The sequence below is a fragment of the Microlunatus ginsengisoli genome, from assembly GCF_039537205.1.
Classification (GTDB): Bacteria; Actinomycetota; Actinomycetes; order Propionibacteriales; family Propionibacteriaceae; genus Microlunatus; species Microlunatus ginsengisoli.
Window position 1 is genome coordinate 18,563 of record NZ_BAABAB010000018.1, and the last position, 23,262, is coordinate 41,824.

Consider the following 23,262-nt stretch of genomic DNA (forward strand, 5'->3'; position numbering starts at 1 on the left):
GCAGGGGAAGCATCGTGAGCCCGGAGATCCATTGGGCCAACAACGTCGCGATCTCCCAGCAGCAGCATAGGATCACGCTGGGCGGCAAGATGGTGGCGACACTGACGAGCCCGACGAGCTCGGTGCGGGCGAAGGTTGGCACGTACAAGATCTCCAGCACGGTGACCTATCGGACATTCACCGAGCGGAAGGTCAAGACCGGCACGAGGGCGCCGTGGGAGCCGGCGCAGCATGACGGTCCGTACACCGCGGAAGGTGATTGCCGGCGGACGGGTGACATCAATGTCTTCGGCAGCCCTACGGACAGTTATCGGGGACCTCAGGGCTGGCAGTTGCCGGGCAAGGTCGGGCACGTCATGTTTCCCGCACAGTGCACTCGGCAGAACGAGGCCGAGCGCGGCACCGGCCCGGCCCAAGTCGGTTCGGCCCGTCTTGTGCGGGCCGGCGACCAGCTCGCGGGCGACGCCGTCGGAGGCTTGATCAATCAACGGCGATCGTCGGCGGGCGGTCTCTCAGATCACCGACGAGCGATCGATTTTGAGCACGCCGTTGGATGGCACCAGCTGGAACGATCGGCGTTCGGTGGAGTGTCGGTGGCCGCGCTTTTCAAGGTAGGCGACGGTGGCTTGGACGCGGTCCGGGGCGGTGGCGGTTACGTCGGTGACGGTTACCGCGTCGATGTTTTCCAGAACTTCTGGTAGCTGTTGCGTCCGCCGGTGCGGCGCTGGTAGGCGGGGGTCAGCAGCTCCCAGCCGGCGTTGGTGTCGTCGGGCAGCAGGGCGTAGTAGTCGGTCACGGCCTGGGCAAGCTGGGCTGTTGTCGGCACTGGGGTCGGGGTCTGGTTGGAACGGTTGCTTGACGGTTCGGTGGTGGTGGGCTCGGACGGGGCCGATTCCGTAACGCCGGGCCTCGTGACCGCCGGGTTGGGTCCGGGGCCGGTTGTCGGCCGCTCCAGGTTCGGCAACAGCCATGCGATAGCTGCGGTCCCGGCCAGCAGGATCAGCACCACGATGGCTGCGACTAGGAGGCCCGGGCGTCGCCGCTTCTGGGCGGCGGGCGGCGCCGCAGCCTGCGCTGAGGGGGCCGCGGCCTGCGGTGGGGCAGCCGGGGCCGGGTCGGGTGGCCGCTGTGCGAGCGCGGTGGGCGTGTCGGCAGGCGGGAGTGCCGACGTGGGGGCATCCGCACTGGGTGCGTTCGGGCGCACGGGCGGCATCGGTGGGATCCGGTCCCCGGCCTCGTGCCCTGGCCGGAGGGTCCTGCCGTCGGCCAGGGTCGACAGTAGCGCTGCCGCCTGGGCCATTGAGGGTCGGTCCTTGGGTTCCGCGCTCATCATCGCCATCAGCAGCGGACCCAACGCACCTGACCGCTCGGGCGGTCTCGCGTCCCCGGCCGTTACGCGGTAGAGAACGGCGATGACATTGCCGTCGCTGCCGAACGGCGGTTCGCCTTCGACGGCGGCGTACAGGGTGGCGCCGAGTGAGTACACGTCGGAGGCGAACGTCGACGCCTCGCCGCGGGCGACTTCAGGAGCCAGGTAGGCGGGTGTGCCGGTCAACATCCCGGTCATTGTGAGGGTTGTGTCGCCGAAGGTTCGGGAGATGCCAAAGTCACATATGCGGGCGGCACCATCGTCGCCGATCAACACGTTGCCCGGCTTGACATCGCGGTGCACGATGCCGAGGTCGTGCGCAGTGGCCAGCGCGGCGGCGACCTGGGATCCGACCCGCGCCGCCTCGGAGGCGGTGAGCGCTCCCAGTCCATGCATGGCCTCGGTCAGGGGCACCGATGGCACCAGTTCCATCACGATGCATGGGCTGCCCTGGTGTTCGACGACGTCGTAGACCGACACCGCGTGCGGATGGTGCAGGCGGGCGTTGATCCGCGCCTCCCGGATGGCTCGCCGAGCGGCCAGGTCCGTTTCGGCCGCGGTCAACCCGGGTTGGGTTCGCAGCTGTTTGACGGCCACCGGCCGATCCAGGCGCTCGTCGAGGGCCTGCCAGACCACCCCCATGCCGCCGGCGCCGAGTTGTCGAACCAGACGGTAGCGGTCGGCGATGAGAGCCCCAGGCCCAGTCATCGGCCCCCGCTTTCCCTCATCGGCCCCGCTTTCCCTGATCGGCATCGTCCGGCCAGGCCCGAGCGTACCCACCCGGCCGGTTGACCAGTCAGCCCAGCGCCGGGCCTTCCGTTCCCCGCGGAGCCAGCGCCAGCGTCAGTTAAGGCACCACCACGAAAGCTGAACCACAGAACGACACACCTCTTGCAGATCTTCTGAATGGTAACTACAGTTAGTCAGGTGATGACGGTTCATGTGCTGCATGCGGGGAACGGGTACACCTACCTGACCCGCTCGGTAGCGGCGTGTGACGCTCGTCTGGGCCGGTCGGAGTCGCTGGCCGACTACTACGTGGCGAAGGGCCAGCCGCCGGGCCGGTGGGCGGGCCGTGGCGCCGTCGCGCTGAACGTGTCCGGGGTGGTAACTGAGGCACAGATGAAGAGTTTGTTCGGTGAGGGCCGCCATCCGGATGCCGACGCGGTCGTCGCCGGCCTGGTAGCAGCCGGGGTGACGCCGGGGGAGGCGGACCGGGCGGCCCGGCTGGGCCGCAGGTTCCCGACGTACCAGCCCCGTCCGGGTGTGGCCCGGACAGTGGCGGACGCCCGGGCCGCGGCAGAGCAGAAGCTGGGCCGGCCGCTGTCGGAGGAGGAGCGGCTGGCGGTCCGTCGCACCGTCTTGGCGGCGGAGTATCGCCGTCGCCACGGCCGGGCCGCGGTGGATCCGATCGAGCTGGAGGAGGCGGCTCGAGAGGGGGCGGGGCGGCGGGAGGCGGTGGCCGGGTACGACCTGGTGTTCACGCCGGTGAAGTCGGTTGCGGTGTTGTGGGGGATCGGGTCGGAATCCACCCGGCGGGCCATCTTCGACGCCCACACCGCGGCGGTCGCGGACTGTCTGAACTGGCTCGAGACCAACGCCGCGTTCACCAGGACGGGCGACAAAGGGCAGGCGCAGATCGACGTCACCGGGGTGACCGCCGCGGTGTTCCACCATTGGGACTCCCGCGCCGGCGACCCGGATCTGCACACCCATGTCGCGGTGTCGAACAAGGTCCAAGGGGCCGACGGAACCTGGCGGTCGTTGGACGGCCGACCCCTGTTCGCGGCGGCGGTGTCGTTGTCGGAGCGGTACAACACCCGGATCGAGGACGAGCTCCGTGACCGGCTCGGCGTCACGTTCACCGAACGTGCCTCCGACGGTGAGCCGGGGCGGCGGCTGGTCCGGGAGGTCGACGGCATCCCGGCCGATCTGTTGGTGGCGTTTTCGAAGCGGCGGCAGGGGATCGAAGGCGTGTATGCGGACCTGGTCCGCGAGTACCGGAACGCTCATGGTCGGGAGCCGTCGAAGACGGCCCGGTGGAGCCTGTATCAGCAGGCCACGTTGGCCCAGCGGCCGGACAAACCGGCCGGCCGGTCGCTGCTCCATCTGGTCGCCGGCTGGAAAGCGGAAGCCGGCCGGGTCCTCGGCGTGACCGACGCAGGCCGGGCGGTGGAGGCGGCCGCCCTGCACCACACCGCCACCGCCGTCGAGGTGGTGGATGTGGGTCGGGTCGCGGACGTGGTGGTCGGGGTGTTGCAGGGGTCGCGGGCGACGTGGACGGAGCATCATGTCCGGGCTGAGGCGCACCGGCAGCTCCGCTCGTATCCGACCGTCGATCGGGACGGCCTGGTCGAATCGGTGGTCGTTGCGGCGTGCCAGCCGGGGCGGGTGCTGCGGATCGAAATACCGCGGACGATGGCCGAACCGGCCGCGTTGCGTCGGAGCTCGGGGGAGTCGGTGTTCGTCGAACACGCCTCCGCCCGCTACACCACGATCGCGTTGTTGGATGCGGAGGAACGGATCGTCACCGCCGCCCGCCAAACCAGCAGCAACACGGGGGTCGACCCGGTACTGGTCGACCGGGCGTTGGCGGCCGCAGTGCCGGCGCTGAACGTCGAGCAGGTGTCGATGGCGCGGGTGTTTGCCTGTTCGGACCGGTTCGTGTTGCTCGGTCTGGCGCCGGCCGGGGCGGGGAAGACGACCACGATGCGGGTCGTCGTCCAGGCCTGGCAGGCATCGGGTCGGCCGGTGGTGGCGTTGGCGCCGTCCGCGGTCGCCGCCGACATTCTGCGGGCCGAGCTGGGCGTCGATGCGGACACGCTGGCCAAGTTCGACCACGACCAGCCTTCGATTGCGGCGGGGACGTTGATCCTGGTCGACGAGGCAGGGATGGCGGGCACGTTGATGCTGGACCGGCTGATCGACCGGGCCCGGCGGGCCAATGCCGTGGTGCGTCTGCTTGGGGATGATCAGCAGCTGGGGGCGGTCGAGGCGGGCGGGGTGATCCGGCAGCTGGCGGCCGACGTGGGCGCGGTCCGGATGCGGCAGGTCGTCCGCTTCACCGACCCCGCCGAAGCCGCCGCCACCCTGGCGGTCCGGAACGGTGACCCGGCCGCGGTCGACTTCTACCTCAGCCACAACCGGGTCACCGCGGCCACCACCGAGACCGCGCCGGATGCGGCCTACCAGGCCTGGCTGGCCGACGTGTCCGCCGGCCGGGACGCCCTGCTGCTGACCTCGTCCGGAGCCGCGGTGGCCGGCCTGAACAGCCGGGCCCGGGCGGACCTGGTCGTCGCCGGGCTGGTGGATGTGGACGGCGTCGCGCTGCGGGACGGCACCGCGGCGGGGGTGGGGGATCGGGTCACGACCCGCCGCAACGACCGCCGGCTCGCGGTGTGTCGGGGGCGGGACTGGGTGAAGAACGGCGACTCCTGGACCGTGCAGGTGGTACACGACGACGGCGCCCTGACCGTCACCCACCGCGGGCATGGTGGCCGGGTCACCCTGCCGGCCGACTATGTGGCCGCCCATGTTCAGTTGGACTATGCCCGCACGATCCACCGCGCTCAGGGTGCGACGGTGGAGGTGGCCCATCTGCTGGTCGACCCGGCGATGGCCCGCGAAGACCTGTACGTGGGGTTGTCGCGGGCTCGGACGGGCACGAGGTTGTATGTGGCGATCGCCACCGACCCCGGATCGGCGCACCCGCCGGAGGTGGCGGGCTCCACCCGCCAGGTCCTCACCTCGATCATTCAACGGAGCGGGGTCGAACCGTCCGCCACGGAAACCGTCCGGCAGGCGGTGGCCGGGATCGGGGACCTGCGGCGGATGGCTGTGGAGTACGAGCACGCCCTCGGCACCCATGTCGGCGACCACTACAAGGATGTGGCCGAACGGCACCATCCCGGCGTCAGCACGGACCGTGCGTGGCCGTCGGTCGCGCAACGGCTCCATCTTGGCGAGGCCGCCGGCGCCGACCCGGACCGGCTGATTGGGGCGGCGGGCCGGCTCGGCGGCTACATCGACGCCCACTCGGTGGCCCGGGTGCTGGTGCATCGGCTCGACCTGCTGCTGGCCCGCGCCCAACGACAACAGGCCGGGCCGCCGCCGGCGGTGCCGTCCTGGCTGGCCGCCGCCCCACCCACCCACCTGTCGCCGCCGTGGGACCGCTATCTGCCCGGACGCTACGCCGAGATGAACACCCGGATCAGCACCCTTGTCGCCGAAGCTCAGGCCAACCACGCCGGATGGTTGGGCCGGGTCGGTGACCAGGCGTCGCCGGGGTGGGGTGAGGCGGCCCGGCAGGTTGTCGCCTACCGCGCTGTGTACGACATCCGCGGCGACGACCCGCTCGGCCCCGAACCCGACATGGCGGGCCGGCAGTTGCAGGCCTGGCAGGCCGCCCACCACGCCATCACCGCCTGCCATTCGCGCCCGGACGAGCCGCGGTCGGCGGCCGAACGGCTGCTGGCGACGCTCGCCGACCACGAACGGGACGGCCGGTACGACGACGACCACCGCACCGATACCCGCGGCGGCCCCAGCCGCCACCTGTAACCCATCAGAGACGGAGAACGCCATGACCGATCACCCGCGTCAGGACCGCGGCGTCCGCGGCACCCCGGACCTGCCACTGATCCTGGAACAGCTCCAAGACCAGCTTGACGACCTGCGGCTGGCGGTCGAAGCCCAACAAGGCTTGATCGCCCTGTTGACCTCTCGGATCACCAGCCTCGAACAGGCGAGGGGCCGACAACCCTCCGACCCCGGATCCGACGATGACGCCTGACAGGATCCGGACCCGCAGCGGTAACAGCGGCACACCGGCGGCGGTGAGCCTGGAGGAGCTGCATGACCGGCTCCGGCGGGCCGTGGACGCGTTGGAGTCGGGTGAGCAGTGGCAGGCCTGGCTGGAGTTTGCCCGCGGCTTCCACCGGTACTCGTTCAACAACCTGATCCTGATCTGGTCCCAACGACCCGACGCGACCACCGTCGCGAGTTATCGCACATGGCAGGCCAAGGGCCGGCAGGTCCGCAAAGGAGAGACCGGGATCCGGGTGCTGGCGCCGATCCTGCGCCGCACCCCTGTTGTCGATGATCACGGACAGCCGGTCCGCGGCGACGACGGCTGGCAGCGGACCCGGCAGCACGTGGTCGGGTTCCGGCCGGTGCCGGTCTTCGACCTGTCCCAGACCGACGGGCCACCGATCCCGGAACCGGCCAGGCCCGTGCTGCTGGCCGGCGACGCCCCGGCCGGGCTGTGGGACGCGCTCGCCGCCGAGGTCACCGCACGCGGCTACCGGCTGCTCCGGGGCAGCCTGGATGACCTGCACGGCGCCAACGGGCTCACCAACCCGACCCGCCGCGAAGTCTGGGTGCGGCACGACGTGCAACCGGCCCAGGCCGTCAAAACCCTCGCCCACGAACTCGGCCACATCCTCCTCCACACCGACCCCGACCAGCCCGATCCAGCCGACCCCGACCAGGCCGACACCGACGGCACGGGTGGGGTGGTGTGTGCCGGGGTGCGGGAGGTCGAGGCGGAGTCGGTCGCCTACCTGGTCGCCGCCGCCCACGGTTTGGACTCCGACACCTACACGTTCCCCTATGTGGCGTCGTGGGCGTCCGGGCCGGCCGCGGCCGAAGGGCTGCTGATCGGTGACATCGTCACCCGCACTGGTGCCCGGGTGATGCGAGCCTCGGCGGAACTGATCGACGCCACCACCGGCGACGCGATCACCGACCCCGCCGGGCAGGCACTCGCCATGCTGATCGCCGACGCCCACCAGCAAACGGCCGTGGTCCGCGAACAGGCCAGCCGCCACACCGCCGTCACTGTCACCGTCGATCAACGCCGCACCCTGCTCGGCGTGGTCGCGGACAGCCAGCTGTTCTTCCGAAACCAGCTGGCGACGTCGTGGGTGCCCGGCTACCTCGCCCGGCGGGGATTCGCCGACATGCTGGACCGGTTCGGTTATGCGCCGGCGCGTTGGACCGGTTTGGTCGATCATCTGGCCCGGCTCGGTTACTCCGATGCCCAGATCGAGGCCGCCGGGATGGCCAGCCGGGCCCGGACCGGCCGGCTGGTGGACCGGTTCCGCGACCGGCTGATGCTGCCCATCGAGGATCATCACGGTGTGCTGGTCGGATTCGTCGGACGGGTCGGCCCGGATGCGGTCGACGACCGGTACAGCCCCCGCTACTTGAACTCACCGGCCACCGCCGTGTTCAACAAGGGGGAGGTGTTGTTCGGGCTCGGCGGCCACGCCACCCGGATGGGGGCGGGGTGGACGCCGGTGCTGTGTGAGGGGCCGTTGGATGCGGTCGCCGTCGACCTGGCCGCCGCCCGGACCGGTGCACGGATGGTCGGCTTGGCCGCCTGCGGGACCGCGTTCACCCCGCGCCACGCCGAACTCCTGACCCAGCTGGTCGGCGACGGGCCGGTCTGTCTCGCGTTCGACGCCGACCCGGCCGGGCGGCACGCCACCGACACCGCCTGGCGCCGGCTCACCGACCAGGCTCCACGGCCGGTCACCGCCGCCGCCCTACCCGCCGGCACCGACCCCACCGACCTGATCGCCGCCGGCCGCCACCAGCAGTTGGCCGACCTGGTCCGCACCGCCCGGCCGGCCGCCCAGGTCGTGTGCGACAACGCCCTGGCCGGGATCGACCTGGACGACAACCCGGCCCGCCGACTCGCCGGGTTCCGGCAGCTGCTCCCCGACACCACACGGGTCCCGCCCGCCGACCGGGCCGACCACGTCTGGTACCTCGCCACCCGACTCAACATCGACCCGACCGTCGCTGCCGCCGAAGCCACCACCCAACGGATCCTGTACGCCGACCAGACCTGCCACCACCTGATCGGCCAGTGCCAGCAGATCGCCGCCCAGCTCGACACTGCGACCGAGACGGACCCGGATCGCCTGACAGATCGGCTCGGCGTCGCGGCACCAACCCGGCGGCTGACATGACCGACACCCATGGCGAGGAGCACAACGACGTGAGCGACAACGACCAGCAGCAGGAAAGCAGCAGCAGCGGGGAGCCAGGGTGGGAGGCGCTGGAGATCCTGCGGGCCCGGGTCCGGGAAGCGGAGGCGCGGCGGGACGCGTCGATCGCCGACCTGCGCCAGGAGATGGGCGACCAGGACGTCCTCGACGAGTTCGGGATCGACCTGTCCCGGCTCGAGGACTGAACCATGGACCTCCAGCTGGCCATGGTCATCGCCCACGACACCCGGGCCCGAGCCGTCACCGACGCCCGAACCGACCTGGACCGGCTGCAGCGGCGGGCGGTCGACGCCGGCCGGGAAGAATCCCGCCGCCTGGTCAAGGTGACCCGGATCGACCCCGTGGTCGGGCAGGCCCGGTACCGGCCCGCCGGACGACTGCTACGGGACTGGTACCTGCACTGCTACCTCAACGGACTCCGCGGCCGGCTCGGCAACCCGGCCGTAACGATCGACGCCCAACAGGTCGAAGACACAGCCGCCCTGCTGCACCGGCTCACCCCAACCCGGACACCGCGTGCGGCGTTGCGGGCGGTCGCGGTGCTCCGCGACCTCGCCGACGCCGACGCCGCCCGGGCCACCCTCACCATCATCACCAGCCTCCACGCCACCGCCGCCCGCCGGGCCATCACCCACGCCCCCGACGGCCGGTTCGACGCCGACCCGGTCCGCGTCCACGTCACCCGCCACTGGTACCTGCACTGCTACCTGGACCACCTGCAAACGGCAACCCGCACCCAACCACCACAGCCCGCCCTCGACGACGCCGCCATCCACCAGATCGCGACCATCCTCACCACCCGCACCATTCAACCGCTCGTCTGGCCCGTCGCGGCCCGAGAGCCGACCGCTGACCGTGACCGGGTGATCACCGACGCCACCGTCCCCGACCGTGCGGGAGCGGCCGACGATCTGAGGCTCGCCGCGCTCCAGGGGCCGGCTAAGGAAGCGGCCCGGGCCCTGTTCAACCACGCCGCCACACTCGACGAGTTCGCGATTACCGACCTGCCGAAGATCGGAGCCGGAACGGACAGACTTACCGGACTGGCCGCGTCCACCCTCGACGTGGAGCCGACCGAGCGCGGCATGCCGCAGATCCGACACGCCTAATCCAATTCGGTCGTGCTTGGTGCTCAGTGCACCAGTACGGTGTAGGCTGAGCTGTATGGCTGTTTCGCGTGAGAGCGTTTCGGTGGAGACCTGGTACGACCTGTCGGTGCTGACCATGCTGCGGTACCCGGCCCCCCATGATGAGGACCCGGTCGCGGAGGAGGTGGTCGACGATCAGCGGCGGGACTACTTCAACGACGCCGTCGAGGCGTACCTGCGCGACATCGAACACAGCTGGTCCGAATACGACGACGGCACCGATCGGGGCTCGTTCGAACCACCGGATGTGGTGCTCGACGAACTGCAGGCCACCGCTGCCCGAATCGCGGACCTGCAAAACTATCTGAACGAGTTGATCATCTACGCCCGGCTGTTCGCCGCCGAACCGGCCACCGCCCGAACTGTGGCCGAGGTCACCGGACTGTCCCACTCCACCATCGTCAGAATGGCAACCCCCGAGCTGATCGCCCAGGTCGCCGCCCGCGTGCAGCCCGTCGCCCGCACCCAACTGCAGGCTCTGCAACCGGCCACCAACCCGCTGTTCTACCGACGCCTCGCCACCCTCGCCGCCCCCACAACCCCAAACCAGTCGGACCCGGCACCGGGATCCTGAGATGGCTCGGGTTCCATCCCCGACCGCCGGGGAACCGCTCGGGCTACCAATGCGACCGCGCGGCAGTCATGGTGAGACGGCGAAATGTCCGTGGATGTCCACGGGATGTGGTTGAGGCGTCATCCACAGCGTTGGCAGGTTGTCGGGGGAGTTATCCACAGGTAGACGACTGCCGCGGCACGCTCGGTCGGAACCGGCGCACACTCCGACCGACGGATGATCAAGGAAGGAACACGCCAGTGGACCACGACGATCCCGACACCGACGACACTGTGGCCGGATCCGCGCCCGACCCGAAGATCATCGGCCAGCTGGTCGGCTGCGAGTACCGCTCCATGGTGATCCGTCAGCTGCAGGTCACCGTGGAATGGCAGCAGACCGAATGGCTCGACCTCGCCGTCTGCCGTCCAACCGGGACTGCGACCCGCGACGACTGCCGCGGCTGCCCGGTTCGGGCCCCCTGCCTGACCGCGGCGCTCGTCCTTGATGACCACGCCAACTGGCGCGGCGGTCTCAACCCCGCCCAACGCCAAGCCCTCTGGAATCGGCTCGAGCACACCTTCCACCAGCTCCGCGACCAAGACTTCATGCAACTCGACCGCCTCGTCGACGGGCACAGCTACGGCTGAACCTTGCGGCTACGGGTCTTCCGCTCGAGGGACTGTCTCGCTGAGGGGGTTTCCGGGCGGACGCGCTGTGCCGCCATGCATTCCAACAAGCACGCCGTCCACGTGGAGTCCGCACTCACAGGGCCACCGAGGGAAACGACCCCCATTCTCGGCGCAGGTAGTAGCCGACATAGTCGCCCTCCTCGGACCCGGTCTTGTCCGAGACGGTCCGGATCACCGCCGAAGAGCCGAGCTCCGACTCGCGACACGGAGCTGCAGGCCTGCGGTCCCACCGGCCTGTCCTATCACCAGCACAGGTGGCAGAGATTGTCTTCGGACCGGTCGGGTCTCCGCATACAAGATGGCCTCAGCCGTGGGCCGCTCTGGAACAGGGCAATCCCGCGGGTCGTAACAAGTCGACGGGACTGGCCAGATCCCCGTAGGGAGCCCGTAATGTCGGTGGCGCTGGATACGGTGCAGCCGTGGCTGGTGGAGTGCTGGACCCGCGTGAACGGCACACGTTGGGCGCGCTGCGCTATGCGGTGAACGAGGAGGCGGCCAGCTATCTGGCGATCATGGGATTGTTCACGACCGGGATGAGTGGCTTCTTGTCGGATCAGTCGGCCGACGAGGTGACCGATCGCTTGGCGGAGCAGGGTTTTGTGCTGGACCGTGACGCCGTCGATTTGCGGCTGTCTTATCTGGTTGAGCACGGTAACTTGGCTCGCAGCCCTCGTGAGGCGGAGGCCCGTAGTGTCCGGGAGTATCTGTCGAATCGGGCCCGTTACCAGTTGACGCAGCGCGGCGAGCTGGTTCACCGACAGGTCGAGGAGCTGTTGGCTCACTCAGAGACCGCCCGCGAGGTTTCCAGCGAGATGTTGCCGGGGATCCTTACCGGGATCGAGGAGCTCGCCGGGATCGGGCACCGTCGGATCGAGGGGACCGACTCTCGGGATGTGGCGGCCCGGATCGCGACGTTGTTCGCCCAGTTCGAGGTGCTGGTCTCCTCGACGCGACAGTTCTACTCGTATCTGACCCAGGTGCTGAGCCGGTTCGATCTTGGCCGGGACGAGTTCGAACTGTTTAAGTCCGCGTTGCTCGACTATCTGCAACGCTTCATCGACGAGATCTCCCGGTACACCCCGCAGGTGGCGGATCGGCTGTCCGAGCTCGGGCCGAGTGTCTCCGCATTGTGTGCTTGGGCGAATGCGGGGGAACGTCTGGTCGGCGTAGACGGCTCCCAGGCGAGGCGGGCGACCGGGCTGGACCCGGCGGATTGGGCCAGTCTGCGGACATGGTTTGTCGGCGCGCCTGGTCGCCGGTCCGACGCGGAGAATGTGCGCCGGCTCGCCACTGATGCAATGCGTTCGTTGCTGGTGAATCTGCGTCGGATCGCGGCTGGGGCCGATCGGCAGCAGGGCCGCTACAGCGACCTGGTCAGGTTGGCGGGCTGGTTCGACACGGCCGACGACGACCGTGCCCACGAGTTGTGGGCGGCAACGTTCGGCCTCTATTCGGCCCGTCATCTCGGCTTCGGTGCGGACGACGAGGGAGACCCGGTGCCGGCGACCCGGTCGTGGTGGCAGGCTCCGGCGGCGGAGGTGCCGCTGAGTCTGAGGCTCCAGGGTGATCGCACACCCCGCGGCCGTGCTGGCGCACGGGTCGACTACTCGGCGGCCAAACGGGCGCGACTGTTTGAACGCGAGCAGGAGCAACGTCGGCGGGTTGCTGCTCTACGGGAGCTGGCCTCGCACGCCGGGAGGCTGGGTGATGTCCGGCTCTCGGATCCGGCGCGCACCGCATTCCTCGACCTATTCGCTCAGGCCTTGACCCACCACGGTTCGCCGTTGATGGCCGACCGCTGCGCCCGCGCTGCGACGAGGGTCGATGACGGCACGATCAGCGTGGAACTGCGTTCCGCACCGGGCTCGGTGGTCGCGATCAGCGGCCCGTCGGGTCGGTTGGTGCTGCGTGATCTCGCCATCGTGGTGGAGTTCGACGGCTCCGAGGTCCGGAGACGAGCCGAGGCGTGATGGTGGTTCCGGAACGCCCAGCCGCCGCGCCCGACCTGCTGGTCGAGGCCGATGTCCGTGCCGCCGCTCGCGCCTTGTTGCGGACACCGCTGCTGCACGTCGACGCCCATGCGGAGGAACTCGGCATTGTCCGCCGTCACCGCGACGAGCTCACTCGGTTGTTCGCTGACGGACTGGGATACCGGCTCGTGGTCGAGCCTGGTCTGGCCCGCCTGTTCAAGTCCGGGATTGGGCGGGACGCGGGTCGGGGTTTGCGGCGCCGCAACAACGTCGCGTTCACTCCGCGCCGCTACACGATGCTGGCGCTCACCTTGGCTGCTTTGACCCGGGCGCGTCGCCAGCTGATGGTCGATGAGCTGGTCGCCGCCGTCCGAACAGCCGCGGCGGATGCGGGCATCGACGTGGACCTGGACGCGATCGCAGATCGTCGCGCCCTCCACTCGGCGCTGGTTGCCCTGATCGACCTGGGCGTGTTGACCGAACGCGACGGCGATCTGGAGCACTGGGCCGAGCGGCGGACCGACTCCCTGATCGACGTCCACCGCGACCGCCTTGCCGTCCTCGTTGCGGCACCAATCGGCGGTTGCGACGACGCATCGGACGTGCTGGCCGTCACCGCCGTGCCGTCCGCTGCCGGCGGCGCCCGGGTGGCCATTCGACGCCGGCTGGTCGAGCAGCCGGTGCTGTCGGTCGACGAGCTCACCGACGAACAGCGCGAATGGTGGCGGCGCAACCGTCACAGTGAGCGGGAGTGGTTTCACCGGCATCTCGGACTCGACCTGGAGCTGCGGGCCGAGGGCGCGGTGGCGATCGACCCGAGCGGGGAGTTGACCGACGTGGACTTCCCGGCGTCGGGCTCGACCAAGCATTTCGCGCTACTGCTCCTCAGCGAGCTGGTGGCCGAGATTCGGGCCACACACGGGTCGGAACCCGGGGCCACGTGGACTCCGGTGGCAACGTCGACAACCCGGCGGGCGGCGGACCGGGTGTTCGAGTCCTGGCGCCGCGGGCTGCGCAAGGCGCACCGCGAACGGCCGGAGGTGCTGTACGAGGAGGCGGTCGGGCTGCTCGCCGACATGAAGCTGGTCCGCCGACACCCGGCAGGCCTGGACGTCCATGCCGCCGCGGCCCGTTTCGCGCCCCGCCCGACACTGCTCGCCGCTTCGTCGAGCGAACCGTCGCTGTTCGAGGAGGATGACTGATGACGGTGACGATCACTCGCAGCCGTGACGCCGCGCCACCTGCCGGGACCGAACGGTTCCGGCTCAGCCGGGCCGGCATCCTCAACGTCTGGCAGTACGACGACCAGGAGTTCGTGTTCGCCGAGGGTCGACTGCTGCTGCGCGGGGCCAACGGGGCAGGCAAGTCGAAGACGTTGGAGATGCTGCTGCCGTTCGCGTTGGACGGCGACAAAGCCAAAATCACCGCGTCGGCCAAGCACCACACCAGCCTGCTGTGGCTGATGACCGACGGCTATGACGGACAGTCTCGGGTCGGATACATCTGGGTGGAGTTCCTCCGCGGCCGTGCGGACGGAACCGAGGAAGCCTTCACCTGCGGAGTCGGTATCCGCGCGTCGATGTCGGCCCGCACGGCGACCGCCTGGCATTTCGCGACCCATCGCCGGATCGGCGTCGACCTGTTCCTCGAAGACTCCGCCGGTCCGCTGTCCCGACCCAGGTTGGAGGAGACGCTCAGCGGCGACGGCCAGGTCTTCGAGAAAGCGGCGGACTACAAGGAGCACATCGGACGCAGCCTTTTCGGCCTCGACGCCCACCAGTACGACGAGGTGCTACGGCTGCTGTACTGGCTGCGGCAACCACAGATCGGGGAGGACATCGAGCCGGCAAAACTGGCCGAACAACTCTCTCAGGCCCTGCCTCAGCTGGGCGAACATGACATCCGTTCCGCCGGGGACACCTTCGACGAGCTGGCCGCGTTCGGCGAGCAGATCGAGCGCCGCTCGGACGCGGCGGACGCACTCGCAACCCTCGCTGACGCCTACACCCTCTACGCCCGGGCTGCGGCCGCGGACGCGGCGCGCCGGGTCGTCGACACCCTGCGGGAGGAGCGCCGGCTCCGAGTCGCGGTCCGTCGCGGCGAGGAACAGCTCGCGGCCGCGGAGGCGGCCTGCAGACGCGCCGACGACGCCCTCCGCGCCAGCCAAAACGGGTTGGCCGAGACAGAGGGGCGGCTGCGCGCGCTCGAGACCAGCCCGGTCGCCCGCGACCAACGGCGGCTGTCCGATCTGGCCGACACCGAACGCAGCGAATGCGCGACCGCTGACCGGCTCGCCGAGCGGCTGACTCGGCTGACTGACGCGCATCGGGATCGTGCGGCAGCCGTCGACCGGCAGGCGCAGGCCGCCCAAGCCGAGCTGACCCACTTCACCGACCTCGCGGCCGGGCTCGACCGCCGGCAGCGAGAGTCGGTACCCGGGTCGTCGATCGCCATCCCGCCGGCTCTGATCGAGGAGCGCCTCGCCGATCCTGCGCGCGTCGATACTCTCGCCACCGCCCTGGACGCCGCCGGCGCCAGGCTCGGCGCCGCGCAGACCGAAGTTCGCGCTCGGGCCGCGGCGGTTGCCGCGGTGAGGGACGCGGTGCGCCAGCTCGACGACGCGCGACGACAGCAAGCCGAGGCGGAACGACGAGCCGTCGAGTCCGAACAGCGTTGGGAAACCGCCCGCGGCCGGCGAATGGATGCCCAGAAGACCGCGACGGCGGCTGAGACTGCGCTCGCAGCGGAGCTGACACGGTGGGCCACCGCGCCCAACGCGCCTGCGGTTGATCTGCCCGCAGAGCTGACACGGGAAAGCCTGGCAATCCTTCCCGACCAGGCCCGGTCCGCGGCCCAGCCCGGTCTGGCGCAGCACCGCGCCGACGAACAGGCTGCCGCGACCCGCCTGGACAATGCGCGGGCCGCGCTCAGCCGGCTCGGCGACGTGCGCGCCGCGGTCGACGCGGACCGTGATCCCGAACCGCCGATGTCGGTGCTCGGTCGTACCGAGCGCGTCGACGGTCACGCACTGTGGCAGCTTGTCGACTTCGCGGCCGACCTGGACGACGCCGACCGGGCAGGCCTGGAAGCGGCCCTGCAGGGCGCCGGCCTGCTCGACGCCTGGCTTCGGCCCGGCGGTCGACTGCTGGACGCTGACCAGCGTGACGTCGTGCTCGCGGCGGCGGAGACTACAACAGCGAACGGGCGAGGGTCGGCGGCAGCCGCCCAGTCAACAGTCGCAGCGGACACCGGGGAGCGGCCGGACCCATCAACGGCCGGCTCGGGCACACTCGCCGACCTGCTCCGGCCCGACCTGCCAGCCGACAGTGACCTCACCGCCGACGATGTCCGGCGTGTCCTGACAGCCATCCGGGTCGACGGCGACGCCGACACCACAGCGCGGGTCGGCGTTGATGGCAGCTGGCGGCTCGGTCCGGCCCGGGGCCGCGCTGCTAAGCAACAGGCGCAATACATCGGCGCCACCGCCCGAGCCGAGGAACGCGCGCGTCGGCTGGCCGCCCTCGATTCGGCCATCGCCATCCAAGAACAGAGCCGAACAGACGCGGAGACTGACCTGCAGCGCAGCCAAGCGAACATTGCAGCGCTCGACACCTGGGAACGCAGCGTTCCCTCCCCGGCCCCGGTGCTGGAGTCTTGGACTCAGCATCAGGTTCTGCGTGAGCAGGAGGACCGGGAAGAGAGCCTCAACCGCGAAGCCCAACACGGCGCGCAACAAGCCCGCAACCGGGCGGCCGGGCTCTGGGCCGACCTCCACCAGCTCGCCGACACCCACGGCCTATCGTCCGATGACACGGCATTGGAGGCGTTCGGTCAGCGGCTGAACGGCCTGCGCACCGACCTGCACGACTGCGCCCAACTACTACCCGGCCTGGTGAGCGAACTGCGACGTTGGGCGCACGGCCACGAGCAGAGCCGCCGAGAAGGCGAAGAGCTCGCGGTGGAGGAGGAAGAATCCCGTGTGGCACGGGACCGCGCCGAGCAGAAGCGGGCCGAGCTGGACGCCCTGCGAGAAACGGTAGGTGCGTCCGTGCTGGAACTGGAGCAGAAAGTTGCGGCAGCGCGCGAATCCCGCACTGCGCATCAGGCCGCCATACAGGCGGCACAGAACGCCCGGCAACAGGGGAGCGAGGCACGCGGCACCGCGCGCGAATCAGTCCGGGTCGGAGGGCTTCAGCTCAGCGAACACACCGAACGTCGCACGGCGATGCTGGCCTCGTTCGCGGCTCTCGCCATCCCATCCGGCCTGTTGTCGGCCGCAGGCATCGACAGCCAAGATCAACACCTGATCGTGACCGCGTCGCAGGTCACCGCGGACATGCCCGTTCCGTTGCCGTTGAGCCGGGTTGCGGATCGGATCAGCAAGCTGACCACCGACGAGCTGATCCCGGCCCGCAACAGGGTCTACGCCGCACACCGAGAAGCATCGACCGGACCTGCCGCCGACCACCAGCCGACCATCGCCCCGTACGACGAGTGGGACCTCCTCGCCGTGGTCGGGCGTGACGACGGCGGCGAGGCGCCGATTGTGGACTTGGCGCGGCGCGTGCGGGCATCGGTCGACAGTGACCGCGGGCTGTTGAGTGAACGGGAGAAGCAGCAGTTCGAGCAGCATGTGCTCGGTGAGTTGGGAGACGCAATCCGCCAGTGCCGCCGCGATGCCGCGGAGCTCGTGACCGCAATGAACCGGTTGCTCGGCGATGTCACAACCTCGCAAGGAATCCGCGTCCGGTTGGATTGGAAACTTCGAGACGACGTGCCACCCGAAGCCCGTTCGGCCGTCCACCTGCTCGCGCAGCCGGTCGGAGCCCTCCTTCCCGAGGAACGGGCCAGGCTTCGCGACGTTCTGCATCGGCTGATCGAGGCGTCGCGGGCCGGGCGGCCCGATCTGTCCTACGGGGAGCATCTGGCGGCGGCGCTGGACTATCGCACCTGGTCGGAGTTCACCATCCGGTACACACGTCCGGAGAAACCCGGCGTCTGGGACCGGCTGCAGCGGCGCTCACCCCTGTCACAGGGCGAGCAGAAGGTGCTCTGCTACCTGCCGTTGTTCGCGGCCGCCGCGGCCCACTTCACGTCCTTGGCCGGCGCCGCGCCCTACGCGCCACGTCTGGTGCTGCTGGACGACGCGTTCCCGAAGATCGACGTCCGCACCCACCCGTTGCTGTTCGGTCTGCTCGTCCAGCTCGAACTTGACTTCGTGATCACCAGCGAGCGGCTCTGGGGTGATCACGACACACTACCCGCGCTGGCCATCTACGAGGCGCTGCGTGATCCGAGTCAACGCGGCATCGCCCAATACCGCTACCGGTGGGACGGCCGCGTGCTGCACACCGTCGGATAACCGCATCCACGATGGCAGAACTTCCTGGGTGGATTGACGATCCGGCGTTGCGTGCAGCATGGGCCCGGATCCGGCACCGTTTCGAGGCACTCGGCCTTATGCCAGCCGGAACAGTGACCGTTCCGACCGCTGAGCGTTCGGAACGGCATGCCGTCGGCGCCCTGCTGGGCCGAACCGTGACCCGCGACAGCGTGCGAATTGACCTTTCCGCACTGGACTCCCGATTGCGGGAGCGCTCCGGTGTCGGCGGGCTTGATGCGGTCCTCACGGCCCTTCATGGCACTCCGCCGCAGGACCGGCGGGCAGCCCGCGCCGAACGCGACGCGGCCAGAACACGACCACTCGTTCTCGCCCTCGATCTTGTCCGGACCCGATGGGCCGCTGACTGGGTAGCGGGCCTGCGCAGCACCGGGTTGCTTACCAGCCGTCTGGACGCGGAGACCACAATCACCCAGGCAGCCAGAGTGCTGAACCAGCTGACCGACGGCGAAGGTCAAACCTGGTCCCGCGTCGAACTGGGTGCGTCTCTGCTCGGTGACGCGCACGCCCTCGACCGGGACCGGCTGCTGCACCATATAGTCCTGCGCGGCCTTGCCGCGGCCCGGGGAACCGCTCCGCCCGAACGCAGCCGGGACCGCGAACGACTCTGGACCTCCTTCAGTGTTGAGCCTGATCTCCTCTCCCGCACCTGCCTGGCGTTCGGACTGCGTCCGCCCGGCGCGGGAGTGGCGGCCCGCCTCCGGGCCGCCGCCGACGACGGCGACCCGGTTCACCTCACCGAGTGGGACCTGCGGAGCCTTGCTGCGTTCGGCCCCCCCACCGGCACCACCGTGCTGATTTGCGAGAACCCTCGAGTTGTGGAGGCGATGGCCGACCACCAGGTCGACTCGTGGGCCGCGGTCTGCACCGCCGGCGAACCCAACCTCGTCGTCGGTGCGGTGCTCACCCGCCTCCGCGACGCGGGCGCCGACCTCCGCTACCACGGAGACTTCGACTGGCCCGGAATCGCAATCGCGAACCGAGTGATCGCCCAGTTCGGTGCCCAGCCATGGCACCTCGCAGCCGACGACTACCTCGCCGCAGTCCGATCCGACGCACCACCGCTGACTGGCACCCCCGTACAGCCCGCCTGGGACAACGAACTCGGTGCCGCCATGCGCGCCAACAAGCACGCCGTCCACGAGGAGTCAGTACTCACGGGGCTACTGGCGGAAATGAGGCCCATCCTCGGCGCAGAGTAGCGGCCATACATAGTCGCCCTCACCGGACAGCCCAGGGGAGCGGGGCGCCCGGACCTGGCTAGGCCACTCCCCAGCGACGACGATGGCCTCGTCTATGGTTGCCGTTCCGCAAGAGGACCGGCTTACGGCGCGCACAGGAAGACTTCAATAGCTGTCGTGAGTCTGGCCAGCCTGCACGCCCTGCATTGCCCGGGGCGACCGGCCCCTGCTGGTTGACCTGGACCCGCAGGGCAACGCCACCTCCGGGGTCCTTTGTCGGCCGGTCAGGCGAGGTGGGGGTTGATGGGGGTGTTGTCGACATAGATGCGTTGGTCGGTGAAGTTGCCGTCGACGATGGTGAAGATGGAGCAGGCGTTGATGCTGATCTCGGAGTCGTCGTGGAGGCGCCAGATGCTGGTGACTTCGAAGATCACCACACCGTCGTCTTGTTGCCAGACGTTGATCAGCGGGTGGGACAGCGATTTGACCTTGCCGAGCAGGTCGCCCATCTGGGCCAGCAGGGTGTCCCGGCCGGTGATAGTGGGGGCGTTGGCGAAGGTCTGGGGATGTTGTCGGCGTAGTAGGAGCCGAGCCGGTCGAAGTCTTTCGCCTCCATGGCGGCGAAGTAGTCGTTCAGCAGGTCGACGGTTGCCTGGTCGGCGTGGGACATGACGGATTCCTTGGGTGAGGTCGGCTTCTGAGTGGGTTGCGAGCGGAGCAGGCTTCACGGGCGAGGGGGCGCAGACGTGTCGTATCGTCGGGCGGCGACGTATCGGTGGGACTTAGTCGGTTGTGGGCCGGTCTGTCGCGGCGGGCCGCTCGGGTCCATCGCCGGCGCGGTGTTGGAATTCCGGCGGCTGGTCGGCCAAGGCGGTGAGAGCGTCCAGCTGTGCTGGCTCCAGGGCGATGTCGGCTGCGGTGGCGTTGGCGTGGAGCTCGTCGACGGTCTCAGCGCCGACGATCGCGGAGGCGACCGCCGGCCGGGACAGCAGCCAGGCCAAGGACGCCTGGTACGGCTTCAAGCCCCAGTCGCGGGCGAGGCGGTCGACCTCACGCGCGGTCGCGATCTCGGCCTGGGTGAATCCGGCGCCTTGGAAGCGTTGGTCGCCTGAGACCGCGCGGTCGAGCACCGCCAGATCGGCCAGCAAGCCGCCGTGCAGCGGCGCGTAGGGCACGATCGAAACGCCGAACCGGTCACAGGCGGGGCCGAGTTCTCGCTCGGCGGCCCGGTCCAGCAGGCTGTACTTCACCTGCGCGGCGACGGGTGCCTGGAGGCGTCGGTCGTCGGCGATCCACAGGGCCTGGATCAGCTGCCAGGCGGGATGGTTGGACAGGCCGACGTATCTGATCTTGCCCTGCCGGATCAGGTCGTCGTAGGCGGCGAGGGTCTGTTCCAGCGGTGTGTGGGGGTCGGGGTCGTGGGCGTAGTAGAGGTCGATGTAGTCGGTTTCCAGCCGCCGCAGGCTGGTCTCGACCTGGCGGATGATGTGGCGGCGGGACAGTCCGCGGTCGTTGATGTTGTGGCCGACGATGCCGTTGGACTTGGTGGCGATCACCATCTCGTCGCGTCGGCTGCGGAGGGCGCGGCCGAGGATCTGCTCGGCGGGTTCCCGGTCGGTGGCGGCGGGGGCGCCGGGACGGTCGAAGACCGGCATGTTGCCGTACACGTCGGCGGTGTCGACGAAGTTGATGCCGGCATCGACGGCGGCGCCGACGACCCGGTCGGCATCGTGTGCGGTGGGTGCGACACCGAAGGTGGCGGTGCCGAGACAGATCCGGGACACCTGCACCCCGGTGGCGCCGAGAATGGAGTACTTCACAGAGGTTCCTTGTCGTTGCGCGGTGGTGGCTGGGGTGGTTAGCGGGCGGTGTAGCCGCCGTCGACGGGAAGGGCGACGCCGATGATGAAGCTGGCGCCGGGGCTGCACAGCCACAGCACGGCGGCGGCGATCTCCTCGGCTTCGCCGAGCCGGTTGATGGGCTGGTTCGCGAGCGCCTGCTCGAGGTCGAGTTCACCGGTGGCGAGCATGTCGGCGACCATCGGGGTGGCGATGGTGCCGGGGCAGACCGCGTTGATCCGGACCCCGCGGGGTGCGTACTCCAGCGCGGCGCTGCTGGTCAGGCCGAGAACACCGTGCTTGGTGGCGTGATAGGCGGCCCGGCCCGGGTTGCCGACCAGCCCGCCGAGGGAGGAGCAGTTCACGATCGCGCCGCTGCCCTGGCTGCGCATCACCTTCAGTTCATGCTTCATGCAGGCCCACACGCCACGCAGGTTGATCGCGGTCACCCGGTCGAACGCCTCCGCCGGCTCGTCCGCGGCGTCGCTGACCGGGAGCTGGATGCCGGCGTTGTTGAATGCCATGTCGAGCCGGCCGAACCGGTCCACGGTGGCGGCGACCATTGCAGCCACCTGGTCCTCGTCTGCAACATCACAGCGCACCGCCAGGACCTGATGTCCGTCGCCGGCCAGCGCGTCGGTGGCCGACGTCACTGCGGCCTGGTTGATGTCGGCCAGCACTACCGAGGCGCCGGCTTCGGCGAAAGCCCTGGCGGTGGCCAGTCCCATGCCGGAGCTGGCACCGGTGACCAGGGCAACCTGGCCGGTGAAATCGTAGGTCGGGTTCATCGCTGTCTGCTCCTTCAGCTGGGGTCCTCTCCTGAACACTAACCGAATGGTAGGCTTTCGTCAAAGAGAGGGAATGGGAGGCTGAGATCATGGCAAGCACAGGGACTGCGCGGGGCCCGTACCGCACAGGGATCCGGCGGCGCGAGCAGATCGTCGCCGTAGCCGTCGAGGTCTTCGGCGAGCTCGGATACGCGGGCGGCTCGATCCGCACCATCGCTGACCGGGTCGGCGTCTCCCACGCCACTCTGCTCCAGCACTTCGGCAGCAAGGAGGGCTTGCTGACAGCCGTCCTGGAGGAATGGGACCGGCGGGCGTTCGAGAACGGCCTCAGCGACGTCTCGGGTTTGGACTACTTCCGTCGGCTGCCGCAGGCCACGACCGCCGCCTCGGGAAACCGCGGCCTGCAGGAGCTGTTCACCACGATGGCCGCCGAGGCCTCCAGCCCGACCCATCCCGCCCACGCCTTCATCCAGCGGCGATACGCCAACCAGTTCGCCACCCTCGCCGCACATCTACAGCGAGCAGTCGACGCCGGCGACGTAGCTCCGCTAACCGCCGACCAGATCAACCTCGAGGTGCGCCTCGTCACCGCTGTGCTCGACGGCATCGGACTGCAATGGCTGCTCGACCCGAGTACCGACGTCACCGCCAGCGCCGAGACCTACATCACCCGCACCATCGCGGCCTGGGGTGCCGGCGGGTAAGCGGTAGGACTCCGATCTCTCGGTCCAGAAGACGTCGGTCGTGCGGAGCAGGCACAAGGGGTCGGTCGTGCGGAGCGCGCACAAGGGGGCCCCTCCCGAAGGCGCGTCGGAGACCCGGCAGAACGTCCGTCGGGCGACCGAGGCGGTCGCCACGGATCTCGGGGACCGCCACCTGGTACACGAGCCTGCTGGAACGAGATCGGCTTTCCTTCTGCCGACTTCGACCTGTCCGTCCGGTGGATCGCCGCCCAACCGATGTGTCTCTCCGGACGAGACGGCCAGGTTCTGCGACGCCAGGTGTCTGACATTCTGCTCGAGCTGAGTGACGGCAGCATCACGATCGTCGACGTGACGTAAGCTCCGCGCGTGACCTCGTCTGTCTCTTGAGCGGAGCGGAGCACACCCCGCGTCAGGGGCCGCGTTCGCAGCGGAGGTCGCGACTGAGCTCGTCCGGAGGTCGACGCACGACCGACCCACCACGGTGGCCTAGTGGGCGCAGTTTGGGCAACCATTCCGCTGTTCGTTTCGGGGCGCTTCGTGCAGCAGGGGGATCGGGCACGCATCCCTTCCCTTCCGGCTGCCCTTTCGGACCTGTGCCTGAT

17 protein-coding genes are annotated in these 23,262 nt (G+C 69.6%); 13 read left to right on the top strand and 4 right to left on the bottom strand.

Going from position 1 to position 23,262, the window contains the following annotated elements; genetic code table 11:
- Nucleotides 1-14: 14 nt before the first annotated feature.
- A complete protein-coding gene (locus ABD747_RS13750; RefSeq protein ID WP_344805424.1) occupies nucleotides 15-701 on the top strand; it encodes a hypothetical protein in 687 nt (228 codons plus the stop codon).
- On the opposite strand, the gene ABD747_RS13755 is transcribed toward ABD747_RS13750, so the two are convergent.
- On the bottom strand, nucleotides 668-2,149 hold the full coding sequence (locus ABD747_RS13755) for a serine/threonine-protein kinase (protein ID WP_344805426.1): 1,482 nt from the start codon (nucleotides 2,147-2,149) through the stop codon (nucleotides 668-670). The genes ABD747_RS13750 and ABD747_RS13755 overlap by 34 nt on opposite strands.
- 150 nt (nucleotides 2,150-2,299) lie before the next feature.
- Here ABD747_RS13755 and mobF point away from each other — a divergent pair, with 150 nt between their 5' ends.
- The 11 genes from mobF (at nucleotide 2,300) to ABD747_RS13810 (ending at nucleotide 19,351) form a co-directional block, all read left to right on the top strand.
- Nucleotides 2,300-5,929 (top strand): MobF family relaxase, encoded by a 3,630-nt coding sequence (mobF, locus tag ABD747_RS13760; RefSeq protein WP_344805455.1) that lies wholly within the window; start codon nucleotides 2,300-2,302, stop codon nucleotides 5,927-5,929.
- A gap of 22 nt (nucleotides 5,930-5,951) precedes the next feature.
- Nucleotides 5,952-6,161 carry a hypothetical protein gene (locus ABD747_RS13765; protein WP_344805428.1) on the top strand — a complete coding sequence of 70 codons (210 nt, stop codon included), beginning with the start codon at nucleotides 5,952-5,954 and terminating at the stop codon, nucleotides 6,159-6,161.
- Nucleotides 6,151-8,346 carry an ArdC-like ssDNA-binding domain-containing protein gene (locus tag ABD747_RS13770; RefSeq protein WP_344805430.1) on the top strand — a complete coding sequence of 732 codons (2,196 nt, stop codon included), beginning with the start codon at nucleotides 6,151-6,153 and terminating at the stop codon, nucleotides 8,344-8,346. Before ABD747_RS13765 ends, ABD747_RS13770 begins: the two co-directional genes overlap by 11 nt.
- Nucleotides 8,343-8,570: a hypothetical protein gene (locus ABD747_RS13775; protein ID WP_344805432.1), complete on the top strand. Its 228-nt coding sequence runs from the start codon at nucleotides 8,343-8,345 to the stop codon at nucleotides 8,568-8,570. Before ABD747_RS13770 ends, ABD747_RS13775 begins: the two co-directional genes overlap by 4 nt.
- Nucleotides 8,571-8,573: 3 nt before the next feature.
- Nucleotides 8,574-9,494 carry a hypothetical protein gene (locus tag ABD747_RS13780; RefSeq protein ID WP_344805434.1) on the top strand — a complete coding sequence of 307 codons (921 nt, stop codon included), beginning with the start codon at nucleotides 8,574-8,576 and terminating at the stop codon, nucleotides 9,492-9,494.
- Nucleotides 9,495-9,549: 55 nt separating this feature from the next.
- Nucleotides 9,550-10,107, top strand: a complete 558-nt coding sequence (locus ABD747_RS13785) for a hypothetical protein (protein ID WP_344805436.1) — start codon at nucleotides 9,550-9,552, stop codon at nucleotides 10,105-10,107.
- 239 nt (nucleotides 10,108-10,346) lie between these two features.
- On the top strand, nucleotides 10,347-10,736 hold the full coding sequence (locus ABD747_RS13790) for a WhiB family transcriptional regulator (protein ID WP_344805438.1): 390 nt from the start codon (nucleotides 10,347-10,349) through the stop codon (nucleotides 10,734-10,736).
- A 461-nt stretch (nucleotides 10,737-11,197) separates the two neighbouring features.
- On the top strand, nucleotides 11,198-12,748 hold the full coding sequence (locus tag ABD747_RS13795) for a TIGR02677 family protein (RefSeq protein WP_344805440.1): 1,551 nt from the start codon (nucleotides 11,198-11,200) through the stop codon (nucleotides 12,746-12,748).
- Nucleotides 12,748-13,950, top strand: a complete 1,203-nt coding sequence (locus ABD747_RS13800; RefSeq protein WP_344805457.1) for a TIGR02678 family protein — start codon at nucleotides 12,748-12,750, stop codon at nucleotides 13,948-13,950. Before ABD747_RS13795 ends, ABD747_RS13800 begins: the two co-directional genes overlap by 1 nt.
- A 479-nt stretch (nucleotides 13,951-14,429) precedes the next feature.
- Nucleotides 14,430-18,110, top strand: coding sequence for an SbcC/MukB-like Walker B domain-containing protein (locus tag ABD747_RS13805; RefSeq protein ID WP_344805442.1), 3,681 nt, complete (start codon nucleotides 14,430-14,432; stop codon nucleotides 18,108-18,110).
- A gap of 113 nt (nucleotides 18,111-18,223) precedes the next feature.
- Nucleotides 18,224-19,351 (top strand): TIGR02679 family protein, encoded by a 1,128-nt coding sequence (locus ABD747_RS13810; protein ID WP_344805444.1) that lies wholly within the window; start codon nucleotides 18,224-18,226, stop codon nucleotides 19,349-19,351.
- 263 nt (nucleotides 19,352-19,614) lie between these two features.
- Here ABD747_RS13810 and ABD747_RS13815 read toward each other — a convergent pair whose 3' ends face one another.
- The 3 genes from ABD747_RS13815 to ABD747_RS13825 form a co-directional block, all read right to left on the bottom strand.
- Nucleotides 19,615-19,839 carry a hypothetical protein gene (locus ABD747_RS13815; protein ID WP_344805446.1) on the bottom strand — a complete coding sequence of 75 codons (225 nt, stop codon included), beginning with the start codon at nucleotides 19,837-19,839 and terminating at the stop codon, nucleotides 19,615-19,617.
- 273 nt (nucleotides 19,840-20,112) lie between these two features.
- Nucleotides 20,113-21,150 (bottom strand): aldo/keto reductase, encoded by a 1,038-nt coding sequence (locus ABD747_RS13820; RefSeq protein WP_344805447.1) that lies wholly within the window; start codon nucleotides 21,148-21,150, stop codon nucleotides 20,113-20,115.
- A 38-nt stretch (nucleotides 21,151-21,188) separates the two neighbouring features.
- Nucleotides 21,189-21,956 carry an SDR family NAD(P)-dependent oxidoreductase gene (locus ABD747_RS13825; protein ID WP_344805449.1) on the bottom strand — a complete coding sequence of 256 codons (768 nt, stop codon included), beginning with the start codon at nucleotides 21,954-21,956 and terminating at the stop codon, nucleotides 21,189-21,191.
- Between the two features lie 89 nt (nucleotides 21,957-22,045).
- Between ABD747_RS13825 and ABD747_RS13830 the strand changes: the two genes are divergently transcribed.
- Complete coding sequence (locus ABD747_RS13830; protein WP_344805451.1) at nucleotides 22,046-22,660, top strand: TetR/AcrR family transcriptional regulator; 615 nt, start codon at nucleotides 22,046-22,048, stop codon at nucleotides 22,658-22,660.
- Nucleotides 22,661-23,262: the final 602 nt, after the last annotated feature.